Annotated in this window: 18 protein-coding genes and 1 pseudogene; 11 read left to right on the plus strand and 8 right to left on the minus strand. The window is 64.1% G+C overall.

The annotated features are described in order from the left end of the window. Positions 1–15 precede the first annotated feature (15 nt). Complete coding sequence (locus tag NKK52_RS23370; RefSeq protein ID WP_023684081.1) at positions 16–1,050, plus strand: aldo/keto reductase; 1,035 nt, start codon at positions 16–18, stop codon at positions 1,048–1,050. Between the two features lie 58 nt (positions 1,051–1,108). Here NKK52_RS23370 and NKK52_RS23375 read toward each other — a convergent pair whose 3' ends face one another. Continuing rightward, the gene (locus NKK52_RS23375) at positions 1,109–1,381 is read right to left on the minus strand and encodes an usg protein (RefSeq protein ID WP_023668649.1); all 273 of its coding nucleotides are present in this window, start codon (positions 1,379–1,381) and stop codon (positions 1,109–1,111) included. A 304-nt stretch (positions 1,382–1,685) separates the two neighbouring features. Here NKK52_RS23375 and acs point away from each other — a divergent pair, with 304 nt between their 5' ends. Both acs and NKK52_RS23385 read left to right on the plus strand, forming a co-directional pair. After that, complete coding sequence (gene acs, locus NKK52_RS23380; protein ID WP_023684080.1) at positions 1,686–3,641, plus strand: acetate--CoA ligase; 1,956 nt, start codon at positions 1,686–1,688, stop codon at positions 3,639–3,641. A gap of 9 nt (positions 3,642–3,650) precedes the next feature. Next, positions 3,651–4,388, plus strand: a complete 738-nt coding sequence (locus NKK52_RS23385; RefSeq protein WP_023684079.1) for an MOSC domain-containing protein — start codon at positions 3,651–3,653, stop codon at positions 4,386–4,388. Positions 4,389–4,454: 66 nt separating this feature from the next. On the opposite strand, the gene NKK52_RS23390 is transcribed toward NKK52_RS23385, so the two are convergent. Both NKK52_RS23390 and NKK52_RS23395 read right to left on the minus strand, forming a co-directional pair. After that, positions 4,455–5,723: a class I SAM-dependent methyltransferase gene (locus NKK52_RS23390; RefSeq protein ID WP_023684078.1), complete on the minus strand. Its 1,269-nt coding sequence runs from the start codon at positions 5,721–5,723 to the stop codon at positions 4,455–4,457. 387 nt (positions 5,724–6,110) lie between these two features. After that, entirely contained in the window at positions 6,111–6,980 is an 870-nt protein-coding gene (locus tag NKK52_RS23395) for a transglutaminase-like domain-containing protein (RefSeq protein ID WP_023684077.1), read from the minus strand. A gap of 180 nt (positions 6,981–7,160) precedes the next feature. Between NKK52_RS23395 and NKK52_RS23400 the strand changes: the two genes are divergently transcribed. Further along, positions 7,161–7,826 carry an HAD-IA family hydrolase gene (locus tag NKK52_RS23400; RefSeq protein ID WP_023684076.1) on the plus strand — a complete coding sequence of 222 codons (666 nt, stop codon included), beginning with the start codon at positions 7,161–7,163 and terminating at the stop codon, positions 7,824–7,826. Positions 7,827–7,903: 77 nt separating this feature from the next. Here the strand turns inward: NKK52_RS23400 and NKK52_RS23405 are convergent, their stop codons facing one another. Beyond that, positions 7,904–8,110 (minus strand): DUF1674 domain-containing protein, encoded by a 207-nt coding sequence (locus tag NKK52_RS23405; RefSeq protein ID WP_023684075.1) that lies wholly within the window; start codon positions 8,108–8,110, stop codon positions 7,904–7,906. A gap of 104 nt (positions 8,111–8,214) precedes the next feature. On the opposite strand from NKK52_RS23405, the gene htpX reads away from it, so the two are divergent. Both htpX and NKK52_RS23415 read left to right on the plus strand, forming a co-directional pair. Beyond that, a complete protein-coding gene (gene htpX / locus NKK52_RS23410) occupies positions 8,215–9,240 on the plus strand; it encodes a zinc metalloprotease HtpX (RefSeq protein ID WP_023684074.1) in 1,026 nt (341 codons plus the stop codon). Continuing rightward, positions 9,231–10,616 (plus strand): RsmB/NOP family class I SAM-dependent RNA methyltransferase, encoded by a 1,386-nt coding sequence (locus NKK52_RS23415; protein WP_023684073.1) that lies wholly within the window; start codon positions 9,231–9,233, stop codon positions 10,614–10,616. The genes htpX and NKK52_RS23415 overlap by 10 nt, the downstream gene beginning before the upstream one ends. Before the next feature lie 19 nt (positions 10,617–10,635). On the opposite strand, the gene NKK52_RS23420 is transcribed toward NKK52_RS23415, so the two are convergent. Next, on the minus strand, positions 10,636–11,550 hold the full coding sequence (locus tag NKK52_RS23420; protein WP_245263103.1) for a phytanoyl-CoA dioxygenase family protein: 915 nt from the start codon (positions 11,548–11,550) through the stop codon (positions 10,636–10,638). A 114-nt stretch (positions 11,551–11,664) separates the two neighbouring features. Between NKK52_RS23420 and NKK52_RS23425 the strand changes: the two are divergent. The 3 genes and pseudogenes from NKK52_RS23425 (at position 11,665) to purH (ending at position 16,163) form a co-directional block, all read left to right on the plus strand. Next, positions 11,665–12,503 (plus strand): annotated as a pseudogene (locus tag NKK52_RS23425) (helix-turn-helix transcriptional regulator). A gap of 217 nt (positions 12,504–12,720) precedes the next feature. Further along, the gene (locus NKK52_RS23430; RefSeq protein ID WP_023684071.1) at positions 12,721–14,481 is read left to right on the plus strand and encodes a heparinase II/III family protein; all 1,761 of its coding nucleotides are present in this window, start codon (positions 12,721–12,723) and stop codon (positions 14,479–14,481) included. 65 nt (positions 14,482–14,546) lie between these two features. After that, positions 14,547–16,163 (plus strand): bifunctional phosphoribosylaminoimidazolecarboxamide formyltransferase/IMP cyclohydrolase, encoded by a 1,617-nt coding sequence (purH, locus tag NKK52_RS23435; protein WP_023684070.1) that lies wholly within the window; start codon positions 14,547–14,549, stop codon positions 16,161–16,163. Between the two features lie 74 nt (positions 16,164–16,237). Here purH and NKK52_RS23440 read toward each other — a convergent pair whose 3' ends face one another. Then, a complete protein-coding gene (locus NKK52_RS23440; protein ID WP_031198488.1) occupies positions 16,238–17,617 on the minus strand; it encodes an MFS transporter in 1,380 nt (459 codons plus the stop codon). A 262-nt stretch (positions 17,618–17,879) separates the two neighbouring features. Continuing rightward, complete coding sequence (locus NKK52_RS23445) at positions 17,880–22,670, minus strand: NAD-glutamate dehydrogenase (protein ID WP_023681419.1); 4,791 nt, start codon at positions 22,668–22,670, stop codon at positions 17,880–17,882. 131 nt (positions 22,671–22,801) lie between these two features. Between NKK52_RS23445 and NKK52_RS23450 the strand changes: the two genes are divergently transcribed. Beyond that, on the plus strand, positions 22,802–23,365 hold the full coding sequence (locus NKK52_RS23450) for a peroxidase-related enzyme (protein ID WP_023681420.1): 564 nt from the start codon (positions 22,802–22,804) through the stop codon (positions 23,363–23,365). A gap of 26 nt (positions 23,366–23,391) precedes the next feature. On the opposite strand, the gene NKK52_RS23455 is transcribed toward NKK52_RS23450, so the two are convergent. Continuing rightward, the gene (locus tag NKK52_RS23455; RefSeq protein WP_023681421.1) at positions 23,392–24,003 is read right to left on the minus strand and encodes a LysE family translocator; all 612 of its coding nucleotides are present in this window, start codon (positions 24,001–24,003) and stop codon (positions 23,392–23,394) included. A 143-nt stretch (positions 24,004–24,146) separates the two neighbouring features. Here NKK52_RS23455 and NKK52_RS23460 point away from each other — a divergent pair, with 143 nt between their 5' ends. After that, complete coding sequence (locus NKK52_RS23460) at positions 24,147–25,181, plus strand: L-idonate 5-dehydrogenase (protein ID WP_023681422.1); 1,035 nt, start codon at positions 24,147–24,149, stop codon at positions 25,179–25,181. Positions 25,182–25,282 lie beyond the last annotated feature (101 nt).

Below are 25,282 nucleotides of genomic sequence, written 5' to 3' on the forward strand. Positions count from 1 at the left end.
ATCAAGGAGCATAAAATGGATTATCGACGTCTCGGCGCATCGGGCCTGAAAGTGCCCGCACTCTCTTTCGGAGCCGGCACTTTCGGCGGCTCCGGGCCGCTGTTCGGGGCCTGGGGCAACAGCGACGCCAAGGAAGCGCGGCGGCTGATCGACATCTGCCTCGAGGCCGGCGTCAATCTGTTCGACACCGCCGATGTCTATTCGAACGGCGCCTCCGAGGAAGTGCTTGGCGAAGCCATCAAAGGCCGCCGCGACGCGATGCTGATCTCGACCAAGACTTCGCTGCCGATGGGCGACAGACCGGCCGACTACGGCTCGTCGCGCTCGCGGCTGATCAAAGCCGTCGACGCCGCCCTGAAGCGCATGGGCACCGATTATATCGACCTGTTGCAGCTGCACGCCTTCGATGCCGGCACGCCGATCGAGGAGGTGTTGTCGACGCTGGACGACCTCGTGCGCGCCGGCAAGCTGCGCTATGTCGGCGTCTCCAACTTCTCCGGCTGGCAGGTGATGAAATCGCTGGCGGAAGCTGACAAGCATGCTTATCCGCGCTACGCCGCGCATCAGGTCTACTACTCGCTGGTCGGTCGCGACTATGAATGGGAGCTGATGCCGCTCGGTATCGACCAGGGCATCGGCGCGCTGGTGTGGAGCCCGCTCGGCTGGGGCCGCCTGACCGGCAAGATCCGCCGCGGCCAGCCCCTGCCGGAAAAGAGCCGGCTGCACGACACCGCCGATTTCGGCCCGCCGGTCGCGGACGAACATCTCTACCGGGTCATGGATGCGCTTGATGCGATGGCTGAAGAGACCGGCAAGACCGTGCCGCAGATCGCCATCAACTGGCTCTTGCAGCGCCCGACCGTGTCCTCGGTCATCATCGGCGCCCGCAACGAGGAACAGCTGCGCCAGAACCTCGGCGCCGTCGGCTGGGCGTTGACGCCGGAGCAGGTCAAAAAGCTCGACAAGGCAAGCGAAGTGACCGCGCCCTACCCGTACTTCCCCTATCACCGCCAGGAAGGTTTCGCCCGGCTGAACCCCCCCGCGGTGTGATCGCCGACGTTGAAGCTGCCAATCTCCCCCGCAAGGGGGAGATCAGCTATACTGCCGCTCAGTGCAGCACGAACTCGCCATCCACCTTGCGCCATTCGTTCGGCGCGATCAGCTTCTGGTGGGTGTAGCTGATCGAATGCAGCGGCCCGTCGAGCCTGGCCTTCCAGAACTCGATGAATTTGATCAGCACTGGAAACTTCGGCGCCAGATCGTAATCCTGCCAGATGAAGCTCTGCAGCAGATGCGGATGGTCGGGAAAATGGTACAGAATCTTGGCCGTGGTCAGGCCATACCCCTTGAGCATCAGGTCCATTTCGGAATGATCGCGCATGACAGCCCCTTGGCCTAGTGATTCTCCATTCCTCCCAACACCGAATTGTGCGCGCCGTTCCTTAACTGTCTATGATTTCCTGATCCCAGTCGGGTTTTATGCACGAAAACATGCAGTTAGCAGCGCCCGCCGCCGAGTGCTGATACAACCGGAAACGGAAGCTGCGGCATCCCGCCACGCGAATCCAACGTCTAATGTTGCCGTCAGCGCGGAACTGTTAATAATGCCGCCGAATTCGCGGTAGCGTCGCCGTGATCCTGGCGGTGGTCAAGCCGGCGGGCTCGTTTGGGAGGTAAGTGAAGACATGTCCGAGGTGAAGATCCACCGCGTCCAGCCGGCGTGGAAGAAGAACGCGCTGATCGACAACGACACCTACCTCAAATGGTATGCCGACAGCGTGAAGAATCCGGACAGGTTCTGGGGCAAGCACGGCAAGCGCATCGACTGGTTCAAGCCGTTCAGCAAGGTCAAGAACACCTCCTTCGACGGCAAGGTGTCGATCAAATGGTTCGAGGACGGCGAAACCAACGTCTCCTACAACTGCATTGACCGCCATCTGAAGAAGCGCGGCAACCAGACAGCCATCATCTGGGAAGGCGACAATCCCTACGACGACAAGAAGGTCACCTATAACGAGCTTTACGAGCATGTCTGCCGGCTCGCCAATGTGATGAAGAAGCACGGCGTCAGGAAAGGCGACCGCGTCACCATCTACATGCCGATGATCCCGGAAGCGGCCTACGCGATGCTGGCTTGCACCCGCATTGGCGCCATCCACTCGATCGTCTTCGGCGGCTTTTCACCGGACGCGCTGGCCGGCCGCATCGATGACTGCAAGTCGACCTTCGTCATCACCGCCGACGAAGGCCTGCGCGGCGGCAAGCCGATCTCGCTGAAGGAAAACACCGACAGAGCGATCGAAATCGCCGCCAAGGCCGGCACCAAGGTCGAAAAGGTGGTCGTCGTGCGCCGCACCGGCGGCAAGACCGGCTGGGTCCAGGGACGCGACATCTGGTACCATGACGAGATCGCCACGGTGAAAGGCGACTGCAAGCCGGAGAAGATGAAGGCCGAGGATCCGCTGTTCATCCTCTACACCTCAGGCTCGACCGGCAAGCCGAAGGGCGTGCTACACACCACCGCCGGCTATCTCGTCTATGTCTCGATGACCCACCAATATGTCTTCGACTACCATGACGGCGATATCTACTGGTGCACCGCCGATGTCGGTTGGGTCACCGGCCACAGCTACATCGTCTATGGCCCGCTCGCCAACGGCGCCACCACGCTGATGTTCGAGGGCGTGCCGAACTACCCCTCGCAGTCGCGCTTCTGGGAAGTCATCGACAAGCACAAGGTCAACATCTTCTACACTGCGCCGACGGCGCTGCGCGCGCTGATGGGCGCCGGCGACGAACCGGTGAAGAAGACCTCGCGCAAGTCGCTGCGCGTGCTGGGCTCGGTCGGCGAACCGATCAATCCGGAAGCTTGGGAGTGGTATTTCAACATCGTCGGCAACGGCAAGGTGCCGATCGTCGACACCTGGTGGCAGACCGAGACCGGCGGCATCCTGATTACGCCGCTGCCCGGCGCCACCGACCTCAAGGCCGGCTCGGCGACGCGGCCCTTCTTCGGCATCAAGCCGCAACTGGTCGACGGCGAAGGCAAGGTGCTGGAAGGGGCGGCCGACGGCAACCTCTGCATCGCTGATTCCTGGCCCGGCCAGATGCGCACCGTCTATGGCGACCACGACCGCTTTGTGCAGACCTATTTCTCCACCTACAAAGGAAAGTACTTCACCGGTGACGGCTGCCGCCGCGACGCTGACGGCTATTACTGGATCACCGGCCGCGTCGACGACGTCATCAACGTTTCCGGCCACCGCATGGGAACGGCCGAGGTCGAATCGGCGCTCGTCAGCCATGAGAAGGTGTCCGAGGCCGCCGTTGTCGGCTATCCCCACGACATCAAGGGCCAGGGCATCTACAGCTACGTCACCTTGATGAAAGGCGTGGAGCCGAGCGAGGAACTGCGCAAGGAGCTCGTGGCCCATGTCCGCAAGGAGATCGGCGCCATCGCCTCGCCCGACAAGCTGCAGTTCGCGCCCGGACTGCCGAAAACCCGCTCCGGCAAGATCATGCGCCGTATCCTGCGCAAGATCGCCGAGGACGATTTTTCCGCACTCGGCGATACCTCGACACTGGCCGATCCGGCCGTGGTCGATGATCTGATCGCCAACCGCCAGAACAAGAAGGGCTGAGGGGATTTGATGGCTGCACTGGGCGCAGTCACGGAGCTCTGGCGTTACCCTGCAAGTTCGCTTGCCGGCGAACGCCAGGACGCCATTTCGGTCGGCCTTGAAACCATCGACGGCGACCGGCTGTTCGGCCTTGTCGATGTCTCGGACAATGAGATCGCGCGGCCCGACCGCGACGCCAAGTGGCACAAGGTGCCGCGCATCCGCACCCGGCTCACCAACGATCGCGAGCTGGAGATCGCCGTTCCCGACGGCGACTGGCTGGCAGTGCCGGGTGTGGAATGCGACCAAGCCATCTCGGCCTATCTCGGCTTCGCCGCCTCGATCCGGCCGTTCAGCCAGGACAACGCCCCCGGCTACACCGGCCCGCTCACCGCGGCGCGGTACCGCAAAGCGCCGATCCATCTCTTGACCACCGCATCGCTGGCGCGGCTAAAGGCGCTGCACCCCGAAGGCATTCCCGATCCGCGCCGCTTCCGCCCCAACATTGTCGTCGACATGGCGGCGGTCGAAAGCTCGTTTCCCGAGACCGAATGGATTGGCCGCAAGCTTGCCATCGGCGACCTGCTGGTGACCGTCTCGGAGCCGTGCCGCCGCTGCGGCTTCACCATCATCAGCCAGGACGGCTTCGACCACGATCCCGGCATCCTGCGCAATCTGGTCCGCCACAACGCCCATAATCTCGGCGTCTATTGCACTGTGGACAGGCCTGCCCGTGTCGAGATCGGCGCGCCGATGCGGTTCGTGTAGGCCTCTACCGCGAGGCAGCGAATCGCAGACCTTGGAAAGCGTGGGGTTCGGCCCCGAATCCTATCCCTACCGATACAGATCCGCCCGTGTCGGCGGCAGCCCGCTCGGGCCGCGTGCGCGTTTGGTGACGACGGTCTGAAAAATCTGCGCCGAGGCGCGCTCGAAGGTGATCGAGCAGCCGGTGAGATAAAGCAGCCACAGCCGCGCCTTGGCCTCGCCGACTTCGGCGACCGCCTCGTCGAAGCGAGCCTGCAGCCGCTCGGCCCACAGCCGGCAGGTGCGCGCATAGTGCTCGCGCAGATTCTCGACGTCGTAGACCAGGAAGCCATGCGCCTCGAGATTGCCAAGCGTCATGCCGATCGTGTCGAGCTCGCCGCCGGGGAAAATGTATTTGAGCAGCGCCTTGAACTCCGGCCCCTTGCGCAGGGTTTTCTTCAAGTCGCCCTTGCTGCGCCTGGTGATGGCGTGGTGCAGATAGATGCCGCCGGGCTTCAGCAAGCGATGGATGGTCTTGAAATAGGTGGCGTGGTTGGCGAGGCCGAGATGCTCGAACATGCCGATCGACGATATCTTGTCGAAGGAGCCTTTGAGCTCCGTATAGGATTTGATCTCGATGGTGATGCGGTCTTCCAGCCCTTCGGCGCGGATGCGCTCGCGGGCGAGGTCGGTCTGCGCCTGCGACAGCGAAACACCATGGCCGATGACGCCGTAATTCTTCGCCGCGTGGATCAGCATGGCGCCCCAGCCGCAGCCGATGTCGAGCAGCTTTTCGCCCGGCTTCAGCCGCAGCTTGCGGCAGATATGGTCGAGCTTGTCGGCCTGCGCCTGATCGATGCCATTGGCGAAATCCGTAAAATAGCCGCAGCTGTAGACCATGCGCTCGTCGAGGAAGAGCCGGTAGAAGGCATTCGAAATGTCGTAGTGATGCTGGATCGCCTCCTGGCTCGACCCGCTGACATAGGGGTTGCGCCCGGACAGATCGGTGCGCGCACTCATCTGCTTGCGTGACAGGAGCACCGCCGGCAGGTCGCGCAGGATCGCCAGCTTCGGCAGCGACTTGAGCTTGGTCCTGAGCTTGCCTTGCGACGGCAGTGCATAAAAATCGAAAATCGTCCCGTCTTCGATGTCTATCGTCTTGGAAATCCACATCTCGATCAGCGTCGACAGTGATGGCCGCTTCACCACCTGCCAGACAATGTCCTGGTCGTTGATGGTGAGCACGGGCCCGGTGGCGGGACCGATCCGCTCGCCGGTCCACAGCTTGACCGCAAAACCCGGCTTCAGCGTTTCGATCACCGTTCGCACGATGCGCGCGGCCTTCTCGGCTGCCTCCATGGCCATCCTCCCGAGTCCTGACAATCCACCTTGCATGGATTTTGCCCGCCCTCGCGGCTCTTCGCAACCCGGCGCAAAAGGCGGCTCGCCAGCTATTTCAAATCGGCATCTTGTTTTTTGCTGCAACGCACCCCATCATCTGTACGTGTTCAACAAATCGAAAGGAGGTGATCCGATGTCGAGTGATTTCGTTTTCCAGAACGTGGCCTCAGCGGATTGCACTTTCGGGAAGCAGTCTTCCCGTTAAGGCGCGATAAGCGCGGCGGGTGACCTCGGTCGCCGCCATTGGCCGCGCCACGGACGGAAACACGGAAGGCCGCCGGCTTCGTCAAGGAGCGGCGGCCTTTTCCATTTCCGGATTGTGTGTCGAAACGGATCAGAATCCGGTCACGCCAGCATCCGCGCGTTGATCGTCTTGTCGACGCCGTGATAGGGCGGATTGAACAGCTTGCCTTCCTGCTCGTAGGTCCAGACCTTGAACAGCGAGAGTTGATGCGGGCCGAAACTGTGCAGCAGCGGGACATCCGTGGCATCGCGGCCGCGCGCGATGACGACGCGGCCGATCCTGGGTTTGTTGTGGCGCGGGTCGAACGTGTACCACTTGCCGTCGAGGAACACTTCCATCCAGGCCGAAAAGTCCATCGGCGCCGGGTCGGCCGGTACGCCGATGTCGCCGAGATAACCGTTCACATAGCGGGCCGGGATGTTCATGCAGCGGCAGAGCGTGATCGCCAGATGGGCGAAGTCGCGGCATACACCAACCTGCTCCTCATGCGCTTGGGCCGCGGTGCGCGTCGACCGCGCATAGCCATAGCCGAAGGACAGCCGGTTGTGGACATAGTCGACGATCGCCTGCACCCGCGCCCAGCCGGAGGGAACATGGCCGAAAAGCTGCCAGGCCAGACTGCTCAGATGATCGGTCTCGCAATAGCGGCTGCCGAGGAGGTAGCCGAGCACATCGTCCGGCAGTTCCGCCACCGGCACTTCCCTGGCCAGCGTGTTGACCGCGTCAGGCTCGCCGCTGTCCTCGACGGCTGCGTCATAGAGAATGCGGAAACTGCCGGCGGGTACGGTGAAGCGGCGGCAGGTATTGCCGAACAGATCGTGATAGACCTTGCTCGGCACTGAAGGCGACGTCAGCACGCGCGTCTGCCGTTTGATGTCGGCCTGACGATCCCTGTGGATCTCAAGCAGCGAGATGACCGGCGTGGCGCCGACGCATTCAATGGCGATTTCGTAGCCGAGCCGGATCAGCACAATGATTGCCCCTTCGATCCCGTGGAAAACAGTATGCTCAAAACGCCAGAGACGGGACCATGGTTCCCTGGAACTATCGAAAAGGCTCTCCCGCGGCTTCCCAGGCAGGCGTGGCGACGTTACGGTCGCATGACATGTTTTGACCCTCCCGAAACGATCCCTAACCCCGTGGAAAATCTGATGTTTGCAGGCAGAAAATTCGCCGCGTTCCTGTTCGATATGGATGGCACGGTGCTCAATTCGATCGCCTCGGCCGAGCGCGTCTGGGCGGCGTGGGCGCTTAAGCACGGTCTCGACGTCGAAGCCTTCCTGCCGACGATCCATGGCGTGCGGGCGGTCGAGACCATCACCAGGCTGGCGCTTCCCGGCGTCGACCCTGTTCATGAGGCGTTTGTGCTGTTGCAGGCCGAGTCGGACGATGTCGAAGGCGTGCTGCCGATCGCCGGCGCCGTGCCGTTCCTCAACGCTTTGCCGCCAGAGCGCTGGGCGATCGTCACCTCGGCGCCGCGCCCGTTGGCGCTGCTGCGCATGCGGGCCGCCGGCATCCCGGTTCCCGCCTTGGTGGTCGCGGCCGAGGATGTGTCGCACGGCAAACCGGCACCCGACTGTTTCCTGCTGGCGGCAAAACGGCTCGGCGTCGATATCGGCGACTGTCTGGTCTTCGAGGACGCACCGGCCGGTATCGCGGCGGCGGAAGCAGCGGGCGCGTCGGTGATGGTGATCAGCGCCACTCACCAGCATCCAATGACGACTCAGCACAACTCGATTGGCGGCTACGAAACCGTCTCCATCGCCATCGATGACAGCGGCTGGATGACGTTGGGGGCACAGCGCAGCGCGGCCTGAGAACTGGAGAACTGCTATGCGCCTTTTTCTTCAACTCTTCAGTTCACCAGTTCCCCAGTTCTTCCGTTCCTGAACCCCTAGAAATCGCTAGCCAGTCCCTTCACTTCCCAGTCGCCGTAGCGGCCGGGTTCCTTGCCGCCGCGGCCGCCGATTTCCTTCGGCAGCGCCGATTCCTTCTGGCGATACGCTTCACGGCGCGCCTCGGCTTCAGCCAGCGCCCGGCTGGCCGCCGGCGTCAGGTCCTTCTCCCGGTCGGCATCGGCTTTGCTGGGCTGGTCGGTCATGCGATATTCCGAGCGGATTGAAACGAAGGGCGGCGTTTCCCATCATATAGCCATGAGTTCACCCCGATCGACCTTTTTTGCCACGGCCGCACAGGGAGCAGACAATGAGCACGCTACGCACCACCATGCTCCTGGCCGCGATGACGGCGCTGTTCATGGGCGTCGGCTTTCTGATCGGCGGCACCGGCGGCATGATGATCGCCTTCCTGGTCGCCGCGGGCACCAATCTGTTCAGCTACTGGAATGCCGACAAGATGGTGCTGTCGATGAACCGCGCCGTCGAGGTCGATGCCAGGAACGCACCCGAATTCCACGCCATCGTCGAGGCGCTGGCCAAGCAGGCCGGCCTGCCGATGCCCAAGACCTATCTGATCGACAATCCGCAGCCGAACGCCTTCGCCACCGGCCGCAATCCCGAGAACGCCGCGGTCGCGGCCTCGACCGGGCTGCTGGAGCGCCTGTCGCATGAGGAGGTGGCGGCAGTCATGGCGCATGAGCTGGCCCACATTCAGCATCGCGACACGCTGACCATGACCATTGTCGCGACACTCGCCGGCGCCATCTCGATGCTCGGGAATTTCGCCTTCTTCTTCGGCGGCAGCCGCGACAACAACAACCCATTCGGCTTTGTCGGCGTGCTGGTGGCGATGCTTGTCGCGCCCTTCGCCGCCATGATCGTGCAGATGGCGGTCAGCCGCACTCGCGAATACGAAGCCGACCGGCGCGGCGCCGAAATCGTTGGAAATCCGCTTTGGCTGGCATCAGCGCTTGACAAAATCGCCCGCGGCGCCGAACGCATCCGCAACCCGGATGCCGAACGCAATCCCGCGACCGCGCATCTCTTCATCATCAATCCCCTTCACGGCGAGCGCATGGACAGCCTGTTTTCGACCCACCCGAACACCGACAACCGCATCGCCGCGCTGCAGGCGATGGCGCGCGACATGGCAGGCCGCCAGCCGGCGCCGCGCCAGGCGCCGACGCCAGAGCCGATCGAAGAATTGCCGGCCGATGCCGAGCAAGGTCCGTGGGGCAAGGCAGCACGCCCCACGCAGCCGACCAAACCGGCCAAGCCGAAAGCCAATCCGTGGGGCCGCAACCCGACCGGACCCAAAGGTCCGTGGTCGTGAGCGGCGCCAGACCCCGGCCCGCACATTCAGGCGTTCGCGAAAACAGCTCGGACGAATTCGTCGCCGGCCTCGCCGCGCGCGAGGCAGCGGCGCGGCTGCTGGCCGCCGTTATCGACGCCAAGACGCCGCTCGACGGGCTGACCGACCACGAGAACGGCCATCCGCAATACAAAGTGCTCGACCTGCGCGACCGCGGCCTGGTGCGCGCCATACTGGTGACCGCGCTGCGCTACCGCATGACCATTGCCGGGCTCCTCGCCCGCCGCCTTGAAAAGCCGCTGCCGCCCAACGCCACAGCGCTGTCGCACATCCTGCATGTTGCGGCGGCGCAGATCCTGTTCCTCGACATCCCCGACAGCGCCGCCGTCGATTTGGCTGTGACCCACGCCAAGTCGGACCCACGCACGCAGCGCTTTTCCGGCCTCGTTAATGGCGTGCTGCGCACTTTGGTGCGCGCCAAGGAGACCGAACTGCCGGCAGCTCTTGCCGCCACCGACGAGGCGCCAAAATGGTTCTCCGACCGGCTGAAGGCCGCCTATGGCGCCGAGATGACCAGACAGATCCTGGCGGCGCATCGCGTTGAGGCGCCGGTGGATTTCACGGTCAAGGCCGATCCCGAACTGTGGGCCGAAAAGCTCGGCGGCATCGTGCTGCCGACCGGCACGGTGCGAGTGGAAAAGCTCAACGCCTCCGTCACCGAACTGCCGGGCTTCAGCGAAGGCGCATGGTGGGTCCAGGACGCCGCCGCCAGTTTTCCGGCGCGGCTGTTCGGCGATGTCAAAGGATTACGCGTCGCCGACCTCTGCGCCGCCCCCGGCGGCAAGACCGCCCAGTTGATCCTTGCCGGCGCCAAAGTCACCGCCGTGGACACCTCGAAGAACCGGCTGGCGCGGCTGACGCAGAACCTCGAACGGCTCGGGCTGTCCGCCGAGATCGTGCAGGCCGATCTGCTGAAATACCAGCCGGCGGAGCTTTTCGACGCCGTCCTGCTCGACGCGCCCTGCTCTTCCACAGGCACGGTTCGGCGCCACCCTGACGTGCCATGGACCAAGACGGCAGCCGACGTCGAAAAGCTAGCCGATCTGCAAGCAAAGCTGCTCGCCCGCGCCGTCACTTTGGTCAAACCGGGCGGTCGGATTGTTTTTTCCAACTGTTCGCTGGACCCGATCGAAGGCGAGGATCTGTATCGCGTCTTTCTGGCCGGCAACAAAACCGTCGCCGACGATCCACTGCTGCCCGGCGAAATCGCCGGCATCGACGCCTTCCTGACCCCGCAAGGCACGCTGCGCACCACACCCGCCGATCTTGACCGTGGTTCGCCAGGGGTTTCCGGCCTGGACGGCTTCTTTGCCGCCCGCATGCGACGTCTGGCCTGACTCCGACGCGACGACATGCCTAAAGCATGTCGTCCAAGGACCAGTGCTTCCCCCACCTTGCATCGATCTCATCATCGACATTCTGGTAGCGGATATCGGTGGAGAGCCGGATACGCCCCTCCGCGCTCTGGTTGGTTGTCGAGGCGTGGATCATGTAGGGCGAGTGCAGGACGACATCGCCGGCCTCGAAATCCGCGATCAGCCAGCGTGTATCGAAGCGCTCCGCCATGTCGGGCAGGTCCTTCGACACCCAGCCGCCCTCGCTCATGTTCCGGTTGTAGGCGCTGATGCGCTCCTGCGGGCTCAGCCCGGCATTGTCCCTGGCGAACCGGGCCTCCATGTCGAGGCCGATGGCGTGCGATCCCTCGAGATAGACCAGGCCGCCCATGTCGACGGGAACGTCGCCGATCGGGATCCAGGCAGTGACGATGCGGCTGGTGCCGCCGCGCAGATAGACGAGGTCGTAATGCGCCGGCGTCGCCACGGTGGTGTCCGGTTGGGTGAAACGCATGATCTTGCGCTTGTGCAAATAGGACAGCCCGCCGACGAACGCATCCATCAGCCGGGCCATCAGGGGCTGTGCGCAGAACCCTTCATAGGCGGTGGAGCGAACCAGCGCCATCAACCGGCGATCGGCGAACTGACGGTCGAACGTGCCGGCCGCCGCCAGGCCAAGCTCGGGATCGGACCCGGGCTGCAGCAAGCCGGTGTCGGCCAGATACGAAAACACCCAGCCGCGAAAATCCATGACGTCGCGGCGCGGCAGCATACCTTTCAGCCAGACATAGCCTTGCTCGGCAAGGAGGCCGCGAATGGCATCGATGCCGATCCCGGCGTCGGTTGGCACGAGGCGACCCAACCGGTTCGGCGCCATCGATAATGTCTTGCCGTTGGCGTTCAGATCGATTGACGCAACAGGACTCCGTCGTTGCATGCCACCTGTTGAGCTTGACATTTCAGCCACCTGCGATTTTTCATCCTTAGCTGGAAATGTCATACTGTTAGCACACTCGCCCATGGACAGAACGAAGCCATGGACTTTTCGCTCATGAACGATCTCTCTTACGCACTCTACAGATCCGCACCGGCCGCGGCCGGCGGCCTGTCGGTTACAGGGATTGGTCGGCATCGCGTCACGCAAGCGATCCAAGCGCGCAAATTGCCGGAATTCGCCGTGGTGCTGATTGAGAACGGTCAAGGCTGGCTTGAAACCAGGACTGCCGGCATGCAGACGATCCAAGCGCCGGCCCTGTTCTGGCTGCTTCCCGGGAGGATGCATTCCTACGGCCCGGACGCATCGGGCTGGCTCGAACGCTGGGCGCTCTTCGACGGCGCCTTGATACGCGATTTCACCCGGCTGCGGCTGATCGCCGAGGACGCCCCTGTCGTCCCCTTGCGCGACCTCGGCAAAATGCAGCGGCTGTTCGACAGGCTGCATAGTGAGCGCTCGATACGATGCTGAGCCAGGCAGAAGCCGCCGCCACGATGCATCGCATCGTCGTGCGTGCTGCCCGCCAGGCAATGGATTGGAACGACCGTCAACGAAACCCCAGCCTCCAGGATGCCGCCGACATGCAGCCCATCGTAGACGAATTGCGCCGCTGCGCGTGCGACTCGGTGGATCTCGATGCCTTCGCCGCGAAATTCTCGATGTCGCCGGCAACCTTGCGGCGCAGATTTGCGCGGGCAGCCGGCATGTCGCCCAAGGCCTTCCAACTGCGCACGAGGCTCGACTGCGCCAAACAGATGCTGGCCGCCTCCGATTCGCCCATCGAGTCCATTGCGGCCGCCGTCGGCATCCACGACGCCTTCTATTTCTCCCGTCTGTTTCGCGACCGGGAAAACTGTTCGCCCAGCGAATTTCGGTCTCGCCACAACCGCAAGTGAGTGCCGGATTGCCGGGCTTAAACCCGCGAAGCGCTTGACTTTTTTCGGGGCGGGTCGGTGGCCGGCAGCGTGAGGCGCTTCACGTCGGCGGAATTCGACTTCGCACAAGTTCTTGAATCATATAAGCTTGTGCTGGGGTACCGGAACATGATGCCGAAAAGTGTGACGCGGTTTTCGGGCGACAGCATGCTCTATCTCCAGGCGACGAGGAGGGGTTTTGGCACTGGCTGCCGGCAGCACGACACGTCTGTGGACGCTTGTCGCTAAGGAGTTTTGGCGCAAGACGCGCCGGCGCCTTCGCGCAGGGCCAGTCTATCGCTGGCGCTATTCCGGGCGCACGCCCGAACGCGTCCTGATTGCACCGCCCGACCTCAGGCTCGCCGATCCGCAGATCGCGCTCGAGATTTATTATGGCCGCTATCCGCTGTCGGGACATCTGGTCGAGACCGGCGGCAAATCGCCATTCCAGATCGACGTCGCCAACCGCGGCTGGGTGAAGACGCTGCACGGCTTTCGCTGGCTGCGCCATATGCGCGCCGCCGGCACCGAGCTGGCCGCCGCCAATGCACGCGCGCTTGTCTCCGACTGGATCGCCATGCATGGCAACCAGATTTCCGGCATAGCCTGGGAGCCCGGCACCACCGCCAAGCGCGTCATTGCCTGGTTGCAACACTCCTCGGTTGTCCTACAAGGGGCTGAATTTCCGTTCTATCGCGCCTTCCTGAAATCGCTCGCCGTGCAGATCCGCTATCTCCGCTCGATGGCGCGCGAAATGCCGGACGGCAAGGACAGGCTGCGCGCTCGCATCGCGCTTGCCTTCGCCGCGCTGTCGCTGCCGGCGCCGGCCTCGGCACTGCGCGGCGCCACCCGCAACCTGGCGGAAGAACTCGACCGGCAGATCCTTCCCGATGGCGGCCATATTTCGCGCAACCCGATGGCGGTGCTCGAACTGCTCGCCGATCTCCTGCCGCTGCGCCAGACCTATGCCAACCAGGCCGAAACGCCACCGGCCGCCCTGATGGGCGCCATCGACCGCATGCTGCCGGCGCTCCGTTTCTTCCGCCATCAGGATGGCAGCCTCGCCCGCTTCAACGGCATGGGCGCCACCATCCACGACCGTATAGCCACCATCTTGCGCCACGACGACACCGCCGGCGCGCCGCTGCTGCACGCGCCGCATTCCGGCTATGAGCGCCTGTCGATGGGCGGCGTGACGGTGATTGCCGATACCGGCCCGTCGCCGGCCGTCGATGTGTCCAACGCCGCGCATGCCGGGTGCCTGGCCTTCGAACTCTCGTCCGGTCGCCAGCATTATATCGTCAATGCCGGCATCGACACCTATGGCGCCGCCGAGTTCCGGCCGCTGGCCCGTGCCACCGCGGCGCATTCGACCGCCACCATCAACGACACCTCGTCAGCGCGGTTTTCCCATTCGCTGCGCGTCAACGACCTGCTCGGCTCACCCTTGCTCGGCGGCCCGCAGCATGTGCCTTGCAAGCGCATCGACCAGAAGGGCGCGCAAGGCTTCATCGCCCGCCATGACGGCTATGTGCAGCGCTTCGGCTTCCTGCATGAGCGCGAGCTGAAACTGTCGAGCGAGGGCAATGTGCTCGCCGGCAGGGATCGCTTCCTCCGCCCGGGCGGTGCGGCGATCCGCAACAATGGCCGCGACTTCGTCGTGGTGCGCTTCCACATCCACCCTGACATCAACCTTTTGCAGGACGAGCATGACCGCCTGGTGCTGACCGCCGACCAGGCCGACACCTGGGTGTTCACCTGCACCGAAGTGGTGCCGGAGGTCGAGGAATCGATCTATTTCGCCGGCCTTGGCGGCCCGCGTCGCAGCCGCCAGATCGTGCTCGCCTTCAAGGCCTCGGAGATCGCCGAGGTGCATTGGCAGCTCACGCGCACCGGCATCGCCGGCCGAGAACAGCTGAGCGTCGTTGCCGGCGCCGGCTTGATCGAGCTTCCGGCTTGATTTCCTGACCTCATGTGCTACGGCCCGGCAACGCTCTCCAATCAGCCCTGAAAGGCCGCCAGCCTATGGCCGTCGCCGCCAAGAACATTCCGGCACCCGACCTCGTTCCGGTCCGCCGCGCCCTGCTTTCCGTCTTCGACAAGACCGGCCTGATCGACTTCGCCAAAGGGCTGGTCGCGGCCGGCGTCGAGCTGGTCTCGACCGGAGGCACGGCAAAGGCGATCGCCGGGGCGGGGCTGGCGGTGCGTGACGTCTCGGAACTGACCGGCTTTCCCGAGATCATGGACGGCCGCGTCAAGACGCTGCATCCGTCGGTGCATGGCGCGCTGCTCGCCGTGCGCGACGATCCCGAACACGCCAAGGCGATGCACGATCACGGTATCGAGCCGATCGATCTGCTCGTCTCCAATCTCTACCCGTTCGAGGAGGTCCGCCGTTCCGGCGCCGACTATGCCGCTGTTGTCGAGAACATCGACATTGGCGGCCCGGCGATGATCCGCGCTTCGGCCAAGAATCACGCCTATGTCGCCATCGTCACCGATCCCGGCGACTACGCCTCGGTGCTGAACGCGCTGGAGATGAACATCGGCTCGCTGTCGCTGGATTTCCGCCAGAAGCTGGCGGCGAAGGCCTTTGCCCGCACCGCCAGCTACGATGCGGCGATCTCCGGCTGGTTCGCCGAAACGCTTGAGATCGAGCACCCGACCTGGCGCGCCTTCGGCGGCAGGCTGGAAAGCGTCATGCGCTATGGCGAGAACCCGCATCAGAGCGCCGGCTTCTATGTCAATGGCGACAAGCGGCCGGGGGTCGCCACGGCTCGCCAGTTGCAGGGCAAGCAGCTGTCCTACAACAACATCAACGACACCGATGCCGCCTTCGAGCTGGTCGGCGAGTTCGACCCCAACCGCTGCGCCGCCGTTGCCATCATCAAGCACGCCAACCCGTGCGGCGTCGCCGAGGACGCTTCGCTGGCTGCTGCCTATGCGAGAGCGCTGGCCTGCGACCCGGTTTCGGCCTTTGGCGGTATTGTTGCCATGAACCGCATCCTCGATGCGGAAGCGGCGCAGGAGATCGTAAAAACCTTCACCGAGGTGATCATCGCGCCGAACGCGTCGGAGGACGCTGTCCGCATCATCGCCGCCAAAAAGAATTTGCGCCTGCTGGTCACCGGCGGTCTCCCCGATCCGCACGCCGGCGGCATCACTGTGAAATCCGTCGCCGGCGGCATGCTCGTCCAGGGCCGCGACAACGCGGTGGTCGACGATCTCGAACTGAAGGTGGTGACCAGGCGCGCACCGACGGCGGCCGAGATGGCCGACCTCAAATTCGCTTTCCGCATCGCCAAGCACGTCAAGTCGAACGCCATCGTTTACGCCAAGGACGGCGCCACGGTCGGCATCGGCGCCGGCCAGATGAGCCGCGTCGATTCCTCGCGCATCGCCGCACGCAAGGCGCTCGACGCGGCGGAAGCGGCCGGTCTCGCCGAGCCGCTGACCCAAGGCTCGGTGGTCGCCTCCGACGCTTTCTTCCCTTTCGCCGATGGGCTGATCTCAGCCATCGAAGCCGGCGCCACTGCCGTGATCCAGCCCGGTGGCTCGATGCGCGACGAAGACGTCATCGCCGCCGCCGATGAACATGGCATCGCCATGGTGTTTACGGGCGTGAGGCATTTTAGGCATTAGGCGCCGCCTTCCCTTCTCCCTTGTGGGAGAAGGTGGATCGGCGCGAAGCGCAGGGGAGAAGGAAAAGTGCGGCGCTATTCCACCGGCTGATCCGCCGGGTACGGCGTCCAGATCAATATCGCGATCCCAACGCCCAGGAACAGCACGATGGCCGCCATGCCGAGCCGCGCCGAGCCGCTGGCGAGCGTGATCGACGCCACCATGAACGGCGCCAGGAAACTCGTCGCCCTTCCGGCCAGCGCATAGATGCCGAAATAGCGGCCGGATTCGGCCGCGGTCACGCTGCGCGCCATGTAGGAGCGTGACGACGCCTGCACCGGTCCGAACGCCAGCCCGATCAACAGGCCATAGAAAATGTAGGCCTTTTCCGCCGCCGTGCCGAACAGGCCGCCACTATCGGCTCCCGGCATCATCCAGGCGCCGAACAGCGTGTAGCCTGGCCCGGTCGAAACGATGCCGATGGTGGCGATGCTGAGCAGGACGAGCGAAATCATCACGATGGTCTTGGAGCCAAGCGCGGTGTCCAGCCATGCGGCAACCAGGCAGCCGACGATGGCGACGACGTTGAGAATAATGCCGAACATGCCGATCTCGGTGATCGACCAATGGAACATCGCTGCCGCAAAGGTGCCGCCCAAAGCGAGCAGCGCATTGACGCCGTCCTGATAAATCATGCGGGCGACAAGGAAGCGGAAGATGCCTTTGCGCCGGCGCACTTCAGTCAGCGTCGACTTCAGTTCCGACAGCCCCTCGCGCACCGCCGGCCCGATCGGAATGCCTTTGATGGCGTCTGGCGTGAAGAAGAACATCGGCAGGATGAACAGGAAATACCAGCCGGCCGACAGCGGCCCGGTGGCGCGCGCGTCCTCGCCGAGCTTCGGGTCGAGCCCAAAGAGCGGGTCGATCCCGATGATCGTCTTGCCGGTCTCCAGCGAACCTGCAAGACAGGCGACAACAAAGATCAGCGCGATCATGCCGCCGAGATAACCAAGTCCCCAGGCAATGTTGGAGACGTGGCCGATCTCGCTCTTCGGCACCAGGCGCGGCATCATCGAATCGTTGAACACGGTCGAGAATTCCGCCGCGACCGAAGCGAGAGAAAAGAACAGCACCACCAGGAAAAGGTTCGAGCCGGGAGCGGCGAACCATAGCAGGCAAAGGCTGATGATCTTGATCGAGGCGAAGAACGCAATCCACGGCTTGCGCGGCCCGGTCTGGTCGGCAATCGAGCCGAGGATGGGCGACAAAACGGCAATGACCAGGCCCGCAACAGCGATGCCGTAGCCCCAGGCCGCCTGGCCCGAAACCGGATCGTTGGCCATGCGCGAGACGAAATAAGGGCCGAAGATGAAGGTGGTGACGACGGTGAAGAACGGCTGCGCCGCCCAGTCGAAGAACATCCACCCCCAGATGCCACGCCCGGATGCCCGCTGCGCTGTTTCTACTGCCGCCATGATGATTCCCCCGGCACCGCCCGTGTCGGGCGCCATGTCTGCATGTTTCGAATGCTCATGCAAACCGCCAAAGATTCGCGCTGCCCCTCACCTGGATGTCGCCGCTGTCTACCTGCATAGAGACGCGAAGAAAGGCGCCGCGCCCCTACCTCCCCCTTGTGGGGAGGTCGGACCGAAGGTCCGGGTGGGGGTCGGTGCCGCACCCCCACCCCGCTGCTTCGCAGCGACCCTCCCCACAAGGGGGAGGGTAAAGTCCCGAGCCTCACATCCCCGTCAGATCGCTCATCAGCCCCGAAGCCACCGACAGCCTGGACACGGTGATATCCCCGCCTTCGGTCAGCGCCTGCAGCCGCTCGCGGATGCGCGCCACGCGCTCGCCGCCGGCTTCCAGCCAGGCCGCCACAGGATCCGCCGTCCCGGCATGGCCGGCGAGAGCGGCCACCGCAATGCCGCGCCGCGCCGCGCCGATCGTGTCGGTGGCGCGCGACAGCGCCAGCTGGTCGTAATAGTCCGACGGCGTGATTGAACGCGCCGCCTCTTCGACGCGCGGAATGCGGAAGGCATCGCTGACGGCGAAGAACGCCTTGGCCGAGGCGACGACGTCGGCATTGGCCGTCCGCGCCGTCAGTGCGATGTCGGGGATCAGTCCCGCCACATCGGCCATTGCCAGCTGCCCGGCGAGCTTTTCCGGGGCGCCGGCCTTGAAGAGGCCGTGCCGCTGCTCCTCGACCCGCTCGCGCGAGAAGGCCGGTAGCAGCGAGAGCAGCTTCGGCTCCAGCGCCATGCGCGCCTCTTGCAGTTCGGCAATGCGCTGGCCGAGCGCTGCGGTGCCGGCATCGTTCTTCAGATACCAGCCGCTGGTCACGAAGATAAGGCGGCTGACGGACTGGTAGAGATCGAGCTGCGCCTGGCCGTCGATGTGGCTGTCCAGCGCATCGATCTCCCGATAGAGCGCCGGCAACGCGAAGCCGTCGCGCACCACGGCGAAGGTGCGCACCACGTCGGCCGCGCTGCGCCCCGTGGCTTCCTGCAGCCGGTTGACGAATGACGGTCCGCCGCGATTGACGAGATCGTTGGCGACGACGCGGGCGATGATTTCGCGGCGCAGCCGGTGGCCATGGATCTCGGCCGCATATTTCTTCGCCATCCGGTCAGGGAAATAGCCCATCAGATCGCGGTCGAAATGCGCGTCGTCAGGCACGTCGCTGGCGACGATGTCGGAAAACAGCACGATCTTGGCATAGGCGAGCAGCACGCCAAGCTCCGCCCGGGTCAGGGGCTCGCCACGCGCCTCGCGCTCGGCAAGGGCGGCCGGCGACGGCAGCGTCTCGACAGCGCGGTCGAGCAGGCCCCGAGCCTCCAGCGCCGCCATGAAGCGGCTCTGGTGCGCGATGTCGGCAAGGCCGCGCTTGCGGGCGATGGAAAGCGCCAGCGTCTGTTCGTAATTGTTGGACAGCACGAGGCCGGCGACCTCGTCGGTCATCTCGGCCAGCAGCTTGTTGCGCGCCGGCCGGGTCAGCGATCCCTTGCGCATGGCGGACGCCAGCGCGATCTTGATGTTGACCTCGACGTCGGAGCAGTTGACGCCGCCGGAATTGTCGATGGCATCGGAGTTGCAGCGACCGCCATTCATGCCGAATTCGATGCGGGCACGCTGCGTGACGCCGAGATTGGCGCCCTCACCGATCACTTTGGCCCGCACATCGAGCGCGGTGATGCGGATGGCGTCATTGGCGCGGTCGCCGACTTCGGCATTGGTTTCGCCCGAGGCCCGTAAATACGTGCCGATGCCGCCGAACCACAGAAGGTCGACGTTCGCCTTGAGGATGGCGGTCATGATCTCGGCCGGTGTCGCGGTGGTCTTGGCGAGGCCAATCGCCGCCGCCGCTGCCGCAGGCAGCGTGATCGACTTCTGGCTGCGCGAGACGATGACGCCGCCTTCCGACAGTTTGGTCTTGTCGTAGTCCTGCCAGGACGAACGCGGCAGCGCGAACATGCGCTCGCGCTCGGCCATCGACGCCACTCTGTCTGGATCGGGATCGATGAAGATGTCGCGATGGTCGAAGGCGGCGATCAGCCTGGTCTGCGGCGACAAGAGCATGCCGTTGCCGAACACGTCGCCCGACATGTCGCCGACGCCGACGACGGTGAAGGGGGTGGCCTGGATGTCGCGGTTGATCTCGCGGAAATGCCGCTTGACCGCTTCCCAGGCGCCCTTGGCGGTGATGCCCATCTTCTTGTGGTCGTAACCGGCCGAGCCGCCGCTGGCGAAGGCATCGTCGAGCCAGAAACCGTGTTTCTCCGAAATGGCATTGGCGGTGTCGGAGAAGGTTGCCGTGCCCTTGTCGGCGGCGACGACAAAGTAGGGGTCGTCAGGATCGCGCCTGACGACGCCGGCTGGGGGTATGACGCCATTGAGGCCGATATTGTCGGTGATCGACAGCAGGCTGGAAACGAAATTCTTGTAGGCTGAGGTGCCGGCCTCGAAGATGGCGTCGCGGCCGGCGCTCATCGGCAGCTTCTTCGGATAGAAGCCGCCCTTGGCGCCGACCGGCACGATGACGGCGTTCTTGACCTGCTGCGCCTTGACCAGGCCGAGCACCTCGGTGCGGTAATCCTGGGCGCGGTCCGACCAGCGCAGGCCGCCGCGCGCAACCGGGCCGAAGCGCAGATGCACGCCCTCGACCTCGGACCCATAGACGAAGATCTCGCGCCACGGCCGCGGCGCCGGCAGGCCATCGACCGCTTGCGAGTCCAGCTTGATCGCCAGCGACTGGCCCCGCGCCTTCGTTCCCGCAACGAAATGATTGGTGCGCAACGAGGCTTCGATCAGGTTGAGATAGCGGCGGATGATGGTGTCGTCATCAATGTTAGGGACTTCCTCCAGCGCGTCCTTGATCTTGGCCTTGAGGTGCTTGGCGGCGATGACGCCTTCCGTCTCGGCGGTCGGGCCGAGACGAGCGACGAACAGTGCATGCAGGCCGCGCGCAATGTCGGGATAGCGGTTGAGCGCGGCCGAGATGAAATCCTGGCTCTGCGGGATACCGGCTTGCTGCAGGTAGCGGCCATAGGCGCGCAGAATGCTGACTTCGCCCGACCACAGGCCGGCGGTCTGGGCAAGCCCGTTATAGCTGTCATTGTCGATGTCGCCGCGCCAGACCGACAGGAAAGCGTCCTCGAACAGCGCGCCGCCATCGCTGAGGTCGATCGGCTTGCCGTAGCTGTTCTCCAGCTCCATGTCGTGGATGAAGACGGTGTCGCCGCCGTCCTCGCCAACCTCGAAGGTGCGCTCGCTGATGACGCGGAAGCCGATGTTTTCCAGCACCGGCACGCGACGCGACAGCGCTACCGGGCTGCCGTGGTGGTAGATCTTCAGCGCTGCCTGATGCGGTTTCTGCTCGGCATGGCGGTAATAGTCGATGGCGATCGGGTTGGCGGTGCTGATGCCGGCGATGCGCCCCGCATCCTTCAGCGCGACGGCCGCGCTGAAGGAATCGCGATAGCTCTCAGGCAGACGCGCGGCGATCGCCTTCAGCGATGGATCGCCGCCGACGGCTTCCGCGGCTTCGGCCAGCGCGTCGTCCCAGGTTCGCACGATATCGCGGATCGCCGCTTCGATCGCCGCCTGCTCGACCTTCGGCGTCTTGCCGCCGGAGCGGCCGATGATGAAATGCACACGCGCCAGCCCGCCCTCGGGGAAAGCCGGATAGTAAGCCGACAAACGGCCTTCGAAGACGGTCTTGAGATAGGTGCCGATCTTCTCGCGCACGACGCTGTCATAGCGGTCGCGCGGCACGAAGACGAGGATCGAGACGAAGCGGTCGAACTGGTCGGCGCGCACCAGCGCCCGCACCCGCGGCCGCTCGACCAAGCCGAGAATGGCCGCGGCGTGCTTCTTCAGGATCGGCACCGGCACCTGGAACAGTTCGTCGCGCGGATAGCTCTCCAGAACGTTGATCAGTGCCTTGCCGGAATGGTCGTGCCGGTCGAAGCCGGACTTGGCGATGATGGTCTCGGCCTTTGACCTAAGATACGGGATTTTCATCACCGAGCGCGTGTAGGCAGTCGAGGTGAACAGGCCGACCATGCGCAACTCGCCGGCAAGCGTGCCCTTGGCGGTGTAGGTTTTGACGCCGATATAATCGAGATAAATGCGGCGGTGCACCAGCGACTTGGCGTTGGCCTTGGTGACGATCAGCGGCTCCGGCCCATGCAGGAAGGCGCGGATTTCGGGCGTCGTCGTCACCGCCTCGGTGCCGCGCCGGAGCACCAGCACATCCGGGTCGGCGAGGATGCCGAGACCGGGTTTGTCGGCGCGCTCCAGATTGCCGCTCTCCGCGCCGCCGGAATATTTGAACTCGCGCATGCCAAGGAAAGTGAAATTGTCGTCGCGCAGCCATTCAAGGAAGGCGATGGCCTCGGCAACGCTCTTCTTGTCGAGCGGCACGGCGGAATAGCGGAATTCGGAAATCGCCTGATCGAGACGGGCGAGCATCGGCTTCCAGTCGCTGACGGCGGCGCGCACCTGGTTGAGCATCTTGCGCAGGCGGTCGGCCAGCGCGTCGGCCTGCTCCGCCGTCAGGCGCGGAATATGGACATGGACGACGCTCAGGCGGTCGTGATTGCCATCGTCCTTGAGGGCGCTGCCGTCGCCGAGGATCTCGTCGACGCCGGCCTTGCCGTGACGCACGACGATGACCGGATGGGTGACCAAAGTCGGTTCGCCGGCAGTTTCTGTGATCTCGCCGAGGATCGAATCGAACAGGAACGGCATGTTGTCGTTGACGACGGTGATGATCGTCATCGGGCGGCCCTCGCGGGAGACGCCCGACCCGGCATCGACGGCGACGACACTTTGGCCCTTCTTGTGGGCGGCGACCGCACGTCCTGCCAGGTCGGCGGCGCGCTCCAGGTCGGCGGCGTCATAGGCGGCAATGTCTTCGGCCGGCGCGCGGGCCAGCAGATAGTCGGCGAGCCTGGCCGGCTTCCCGTCGGGTTTCACCCCGGCAGTGGCTGTTTTCTTCGGCTTAGCTGCGGATTTCACGCTCGCCATGTTGTCCTCCCGTCACATGCTTTTACGACTATGGTAGCAGATGACCGCTGTTTGGCGACAAAGGTTTGACGGCTCGATAAGAATTACAGGAATTCGACGGTCAGGCGGCGGTGAACCAGGAGCGAGACCCCATGTCCGGCAAAATCAGCGCACTTGACCTCGGTATCGCGGAACTGAGCGAGGCGACAAAAGCCTATTTCGCCAAATGCGAGGAAAAGCTCGGCCTGGTTCCCAACGTGCTTCTTGCCTATGCCTTCGACGAGAAGAAGCTGCGCGCCTTTACCGACACCTACAATGATCTGATGCTGGGTGAATCCGGCCTGTCGAAGCTGGAACGGGAGATGATCGCGGTCGTCGTTTCCTCGATCAACCACTGCTATTATTGCCTGACCGCGCATGGCGCGGCGGTGCGCCAGCTCTCCGGCGATCCGGCTCTCGGCGAGATGATGGTGATGAACTTCCGCGCTGCCAATCTTTCACCGAAACAGACGGCGATGCTCGAATTCGCCGTCAAGCTGACGGAAGAGCCGGCAAAGATCGTCGAGGCGGACAGGGAAGCACTGCGCAACGCCGGCTTCACCAACCGCGACATCTGGGACATCGCCTCGACCGCCGCCTTCTTCAACATGTCGAACCGCGTGGCGGCGGCCATCGACATGCGGCCGAACGACGAATACCACGCCATGGCGAGGTGAAAGTTTCCTTCTCCTCGTAGGAGAGGTCAACGCGCCGCGATGGCCCCGGCAGCGCCGGCCATCGTCGTGGCGCTGATTCGGTTGGCGATCTTCATGGCGCGCCTGCTTTTGAGCAGCTTGCGCGCCTGTGAGGCCGCGACGACCCAGGCGAGATCGATGGCGATCAGAACCACCGCCATCGTCGCCGTCAGTTCGACCCAGCCGATGACACTCACCGAAGCGAGGTCGATGATCGTCGGCAGCAGCGCCAGATAGAACATCATGATCTTGGGATTGCCGAGCGTCACCGCCATGCCGGCAAAGAACAGTTTTGCCGGCGAATCCTCGCGCGGCATCTCGCCTTCTTTTGCGTCGACAGGTGCGGTCCACATCTTGAAGGCGAGGTAGGCGAGGTAAGCGACGCCGATCCATTTCACGACGACGAAGGCGAAATGGAAGGTCTGCGCCACGACCGCCAGCCCGAACACCGCCAGCGACAGCCAGATGGCCTCGCCGATCCACATGGCGAGCAGGAACGGGAATACGTCGCGAAAGCCTTTCGAGATGACGCGGGCGACAAGGGCTGCGATCGACGGGCCGGGCGAGCCGGCGGCAACGAAGAGAGCGGCGGCGAAGATCAGGAGCGAGGTGAGGTGCATGACGGAGCCCTTCGAGCGTTGGGTGGCAAAGGATATCCGATCGCTGGCGATTTGGCATCCTGCAGCCTGATGGGCCAGCCGACGCGGCAAATTTCAGCGGCCGGACCTTGCCCGCGCCAGTGGTTTGAGAAAGGATCGCGGCTATGAAATCAATCGTCATCCACGCGGCAAAAGACCTGCGCATCGAAGAGACCGATCCGGGCGTGCTGGGCACCGGACAGGTCGAAATATCGGTCGAGGCCGGCGGCATCTGCGGCTCGGACCTGCACTATTACAATCATGGCGGCTTCGGCGTGGTGCGCCTGCGCGAGCCGATGATTCTGGGACATGAGGTCGCTGGCACGGTGAAGGCGCTTGGCGCCGGCGTTTCCAGCCTTGCCGTCGGCGACCGCGTTGCGATTTCGCCCAGCCGGCCCTGCAATGCGTGCCGGTACTGCCTGCAGGGCGTGCAGAACCAATGCCTCAACATGCGATTCTACGGCAGCGCCATGCCGATGCCACATATACAGGGCGCCTTCCGCCAGTGCCTCGCCGCCGAGGCCTGGCAGTGCCACAAGATCGCCGACCATGTCTCCATCAACGAAGCCGCCTTTGCCGAGCCGTTCGCGGTAACGCTGCATGCCGTCAACCGCGCCGGCTCGCTGCTCGGCAAGCGGGTCTTGGTCACCGGCTGCGGGCCGATCGGTGCGCTCAGCATCCTTGCCGCACGTGTCCACGGCGCGCGTGAGATCGTCGTCACCGATGTCATGGACGCGGTTCTGGCCAAGGCCAACGAGATCGGCGCCGACCGCACCATCAATGTCGCCACAGATGCCGACAAGCTCGCTGGCTACAATGTCGAGAAGGGCAGTTTCGACGTCATGTTCGAATGCTCCGGCGATGAGCGCGCGGTGCGAGCCGGGCTCGATGTGCTGAAGCCGCGCGGGGTGCTCGTGCAGCTCGGCCTAGGCGGCGACATGTCGCTGCCTCAGAATCTCATCGTCGCCAAGGAGATCGAAATGCGCGGCTCCTTCCGTTTCCACGACGAGTTCGCGCTGGCCGTCGATCTGATCAACAACCGTCGCGTCGACGTCAAGCCGCTGCTGACCGGCATCTATCCGATGGACGAGGCGGTTGCGGCTTTCGAGATCGCCGGCGACCGCAACAAATCGATGAAGGTACAGATCGCCTTCGCCTGAGCAGGGCGAGACACCCTATGAACCTTGCCCGCTCGGCGTCTTGCCGCTAGAAGAACCGTCCCGACATTCATTTCGAGCTTCATTTTGCCTCAGTAACCGCC

Origin of the sequence: Mesorhizobium sp. C277A (assembly GCF_040324395.1) — a bacterium.
Lineage (GTDB): Bacteria > Pseudomonadota > Alphaproteobacteria > Rhizobiales > Rhizobiaceae > Mesorhizobium.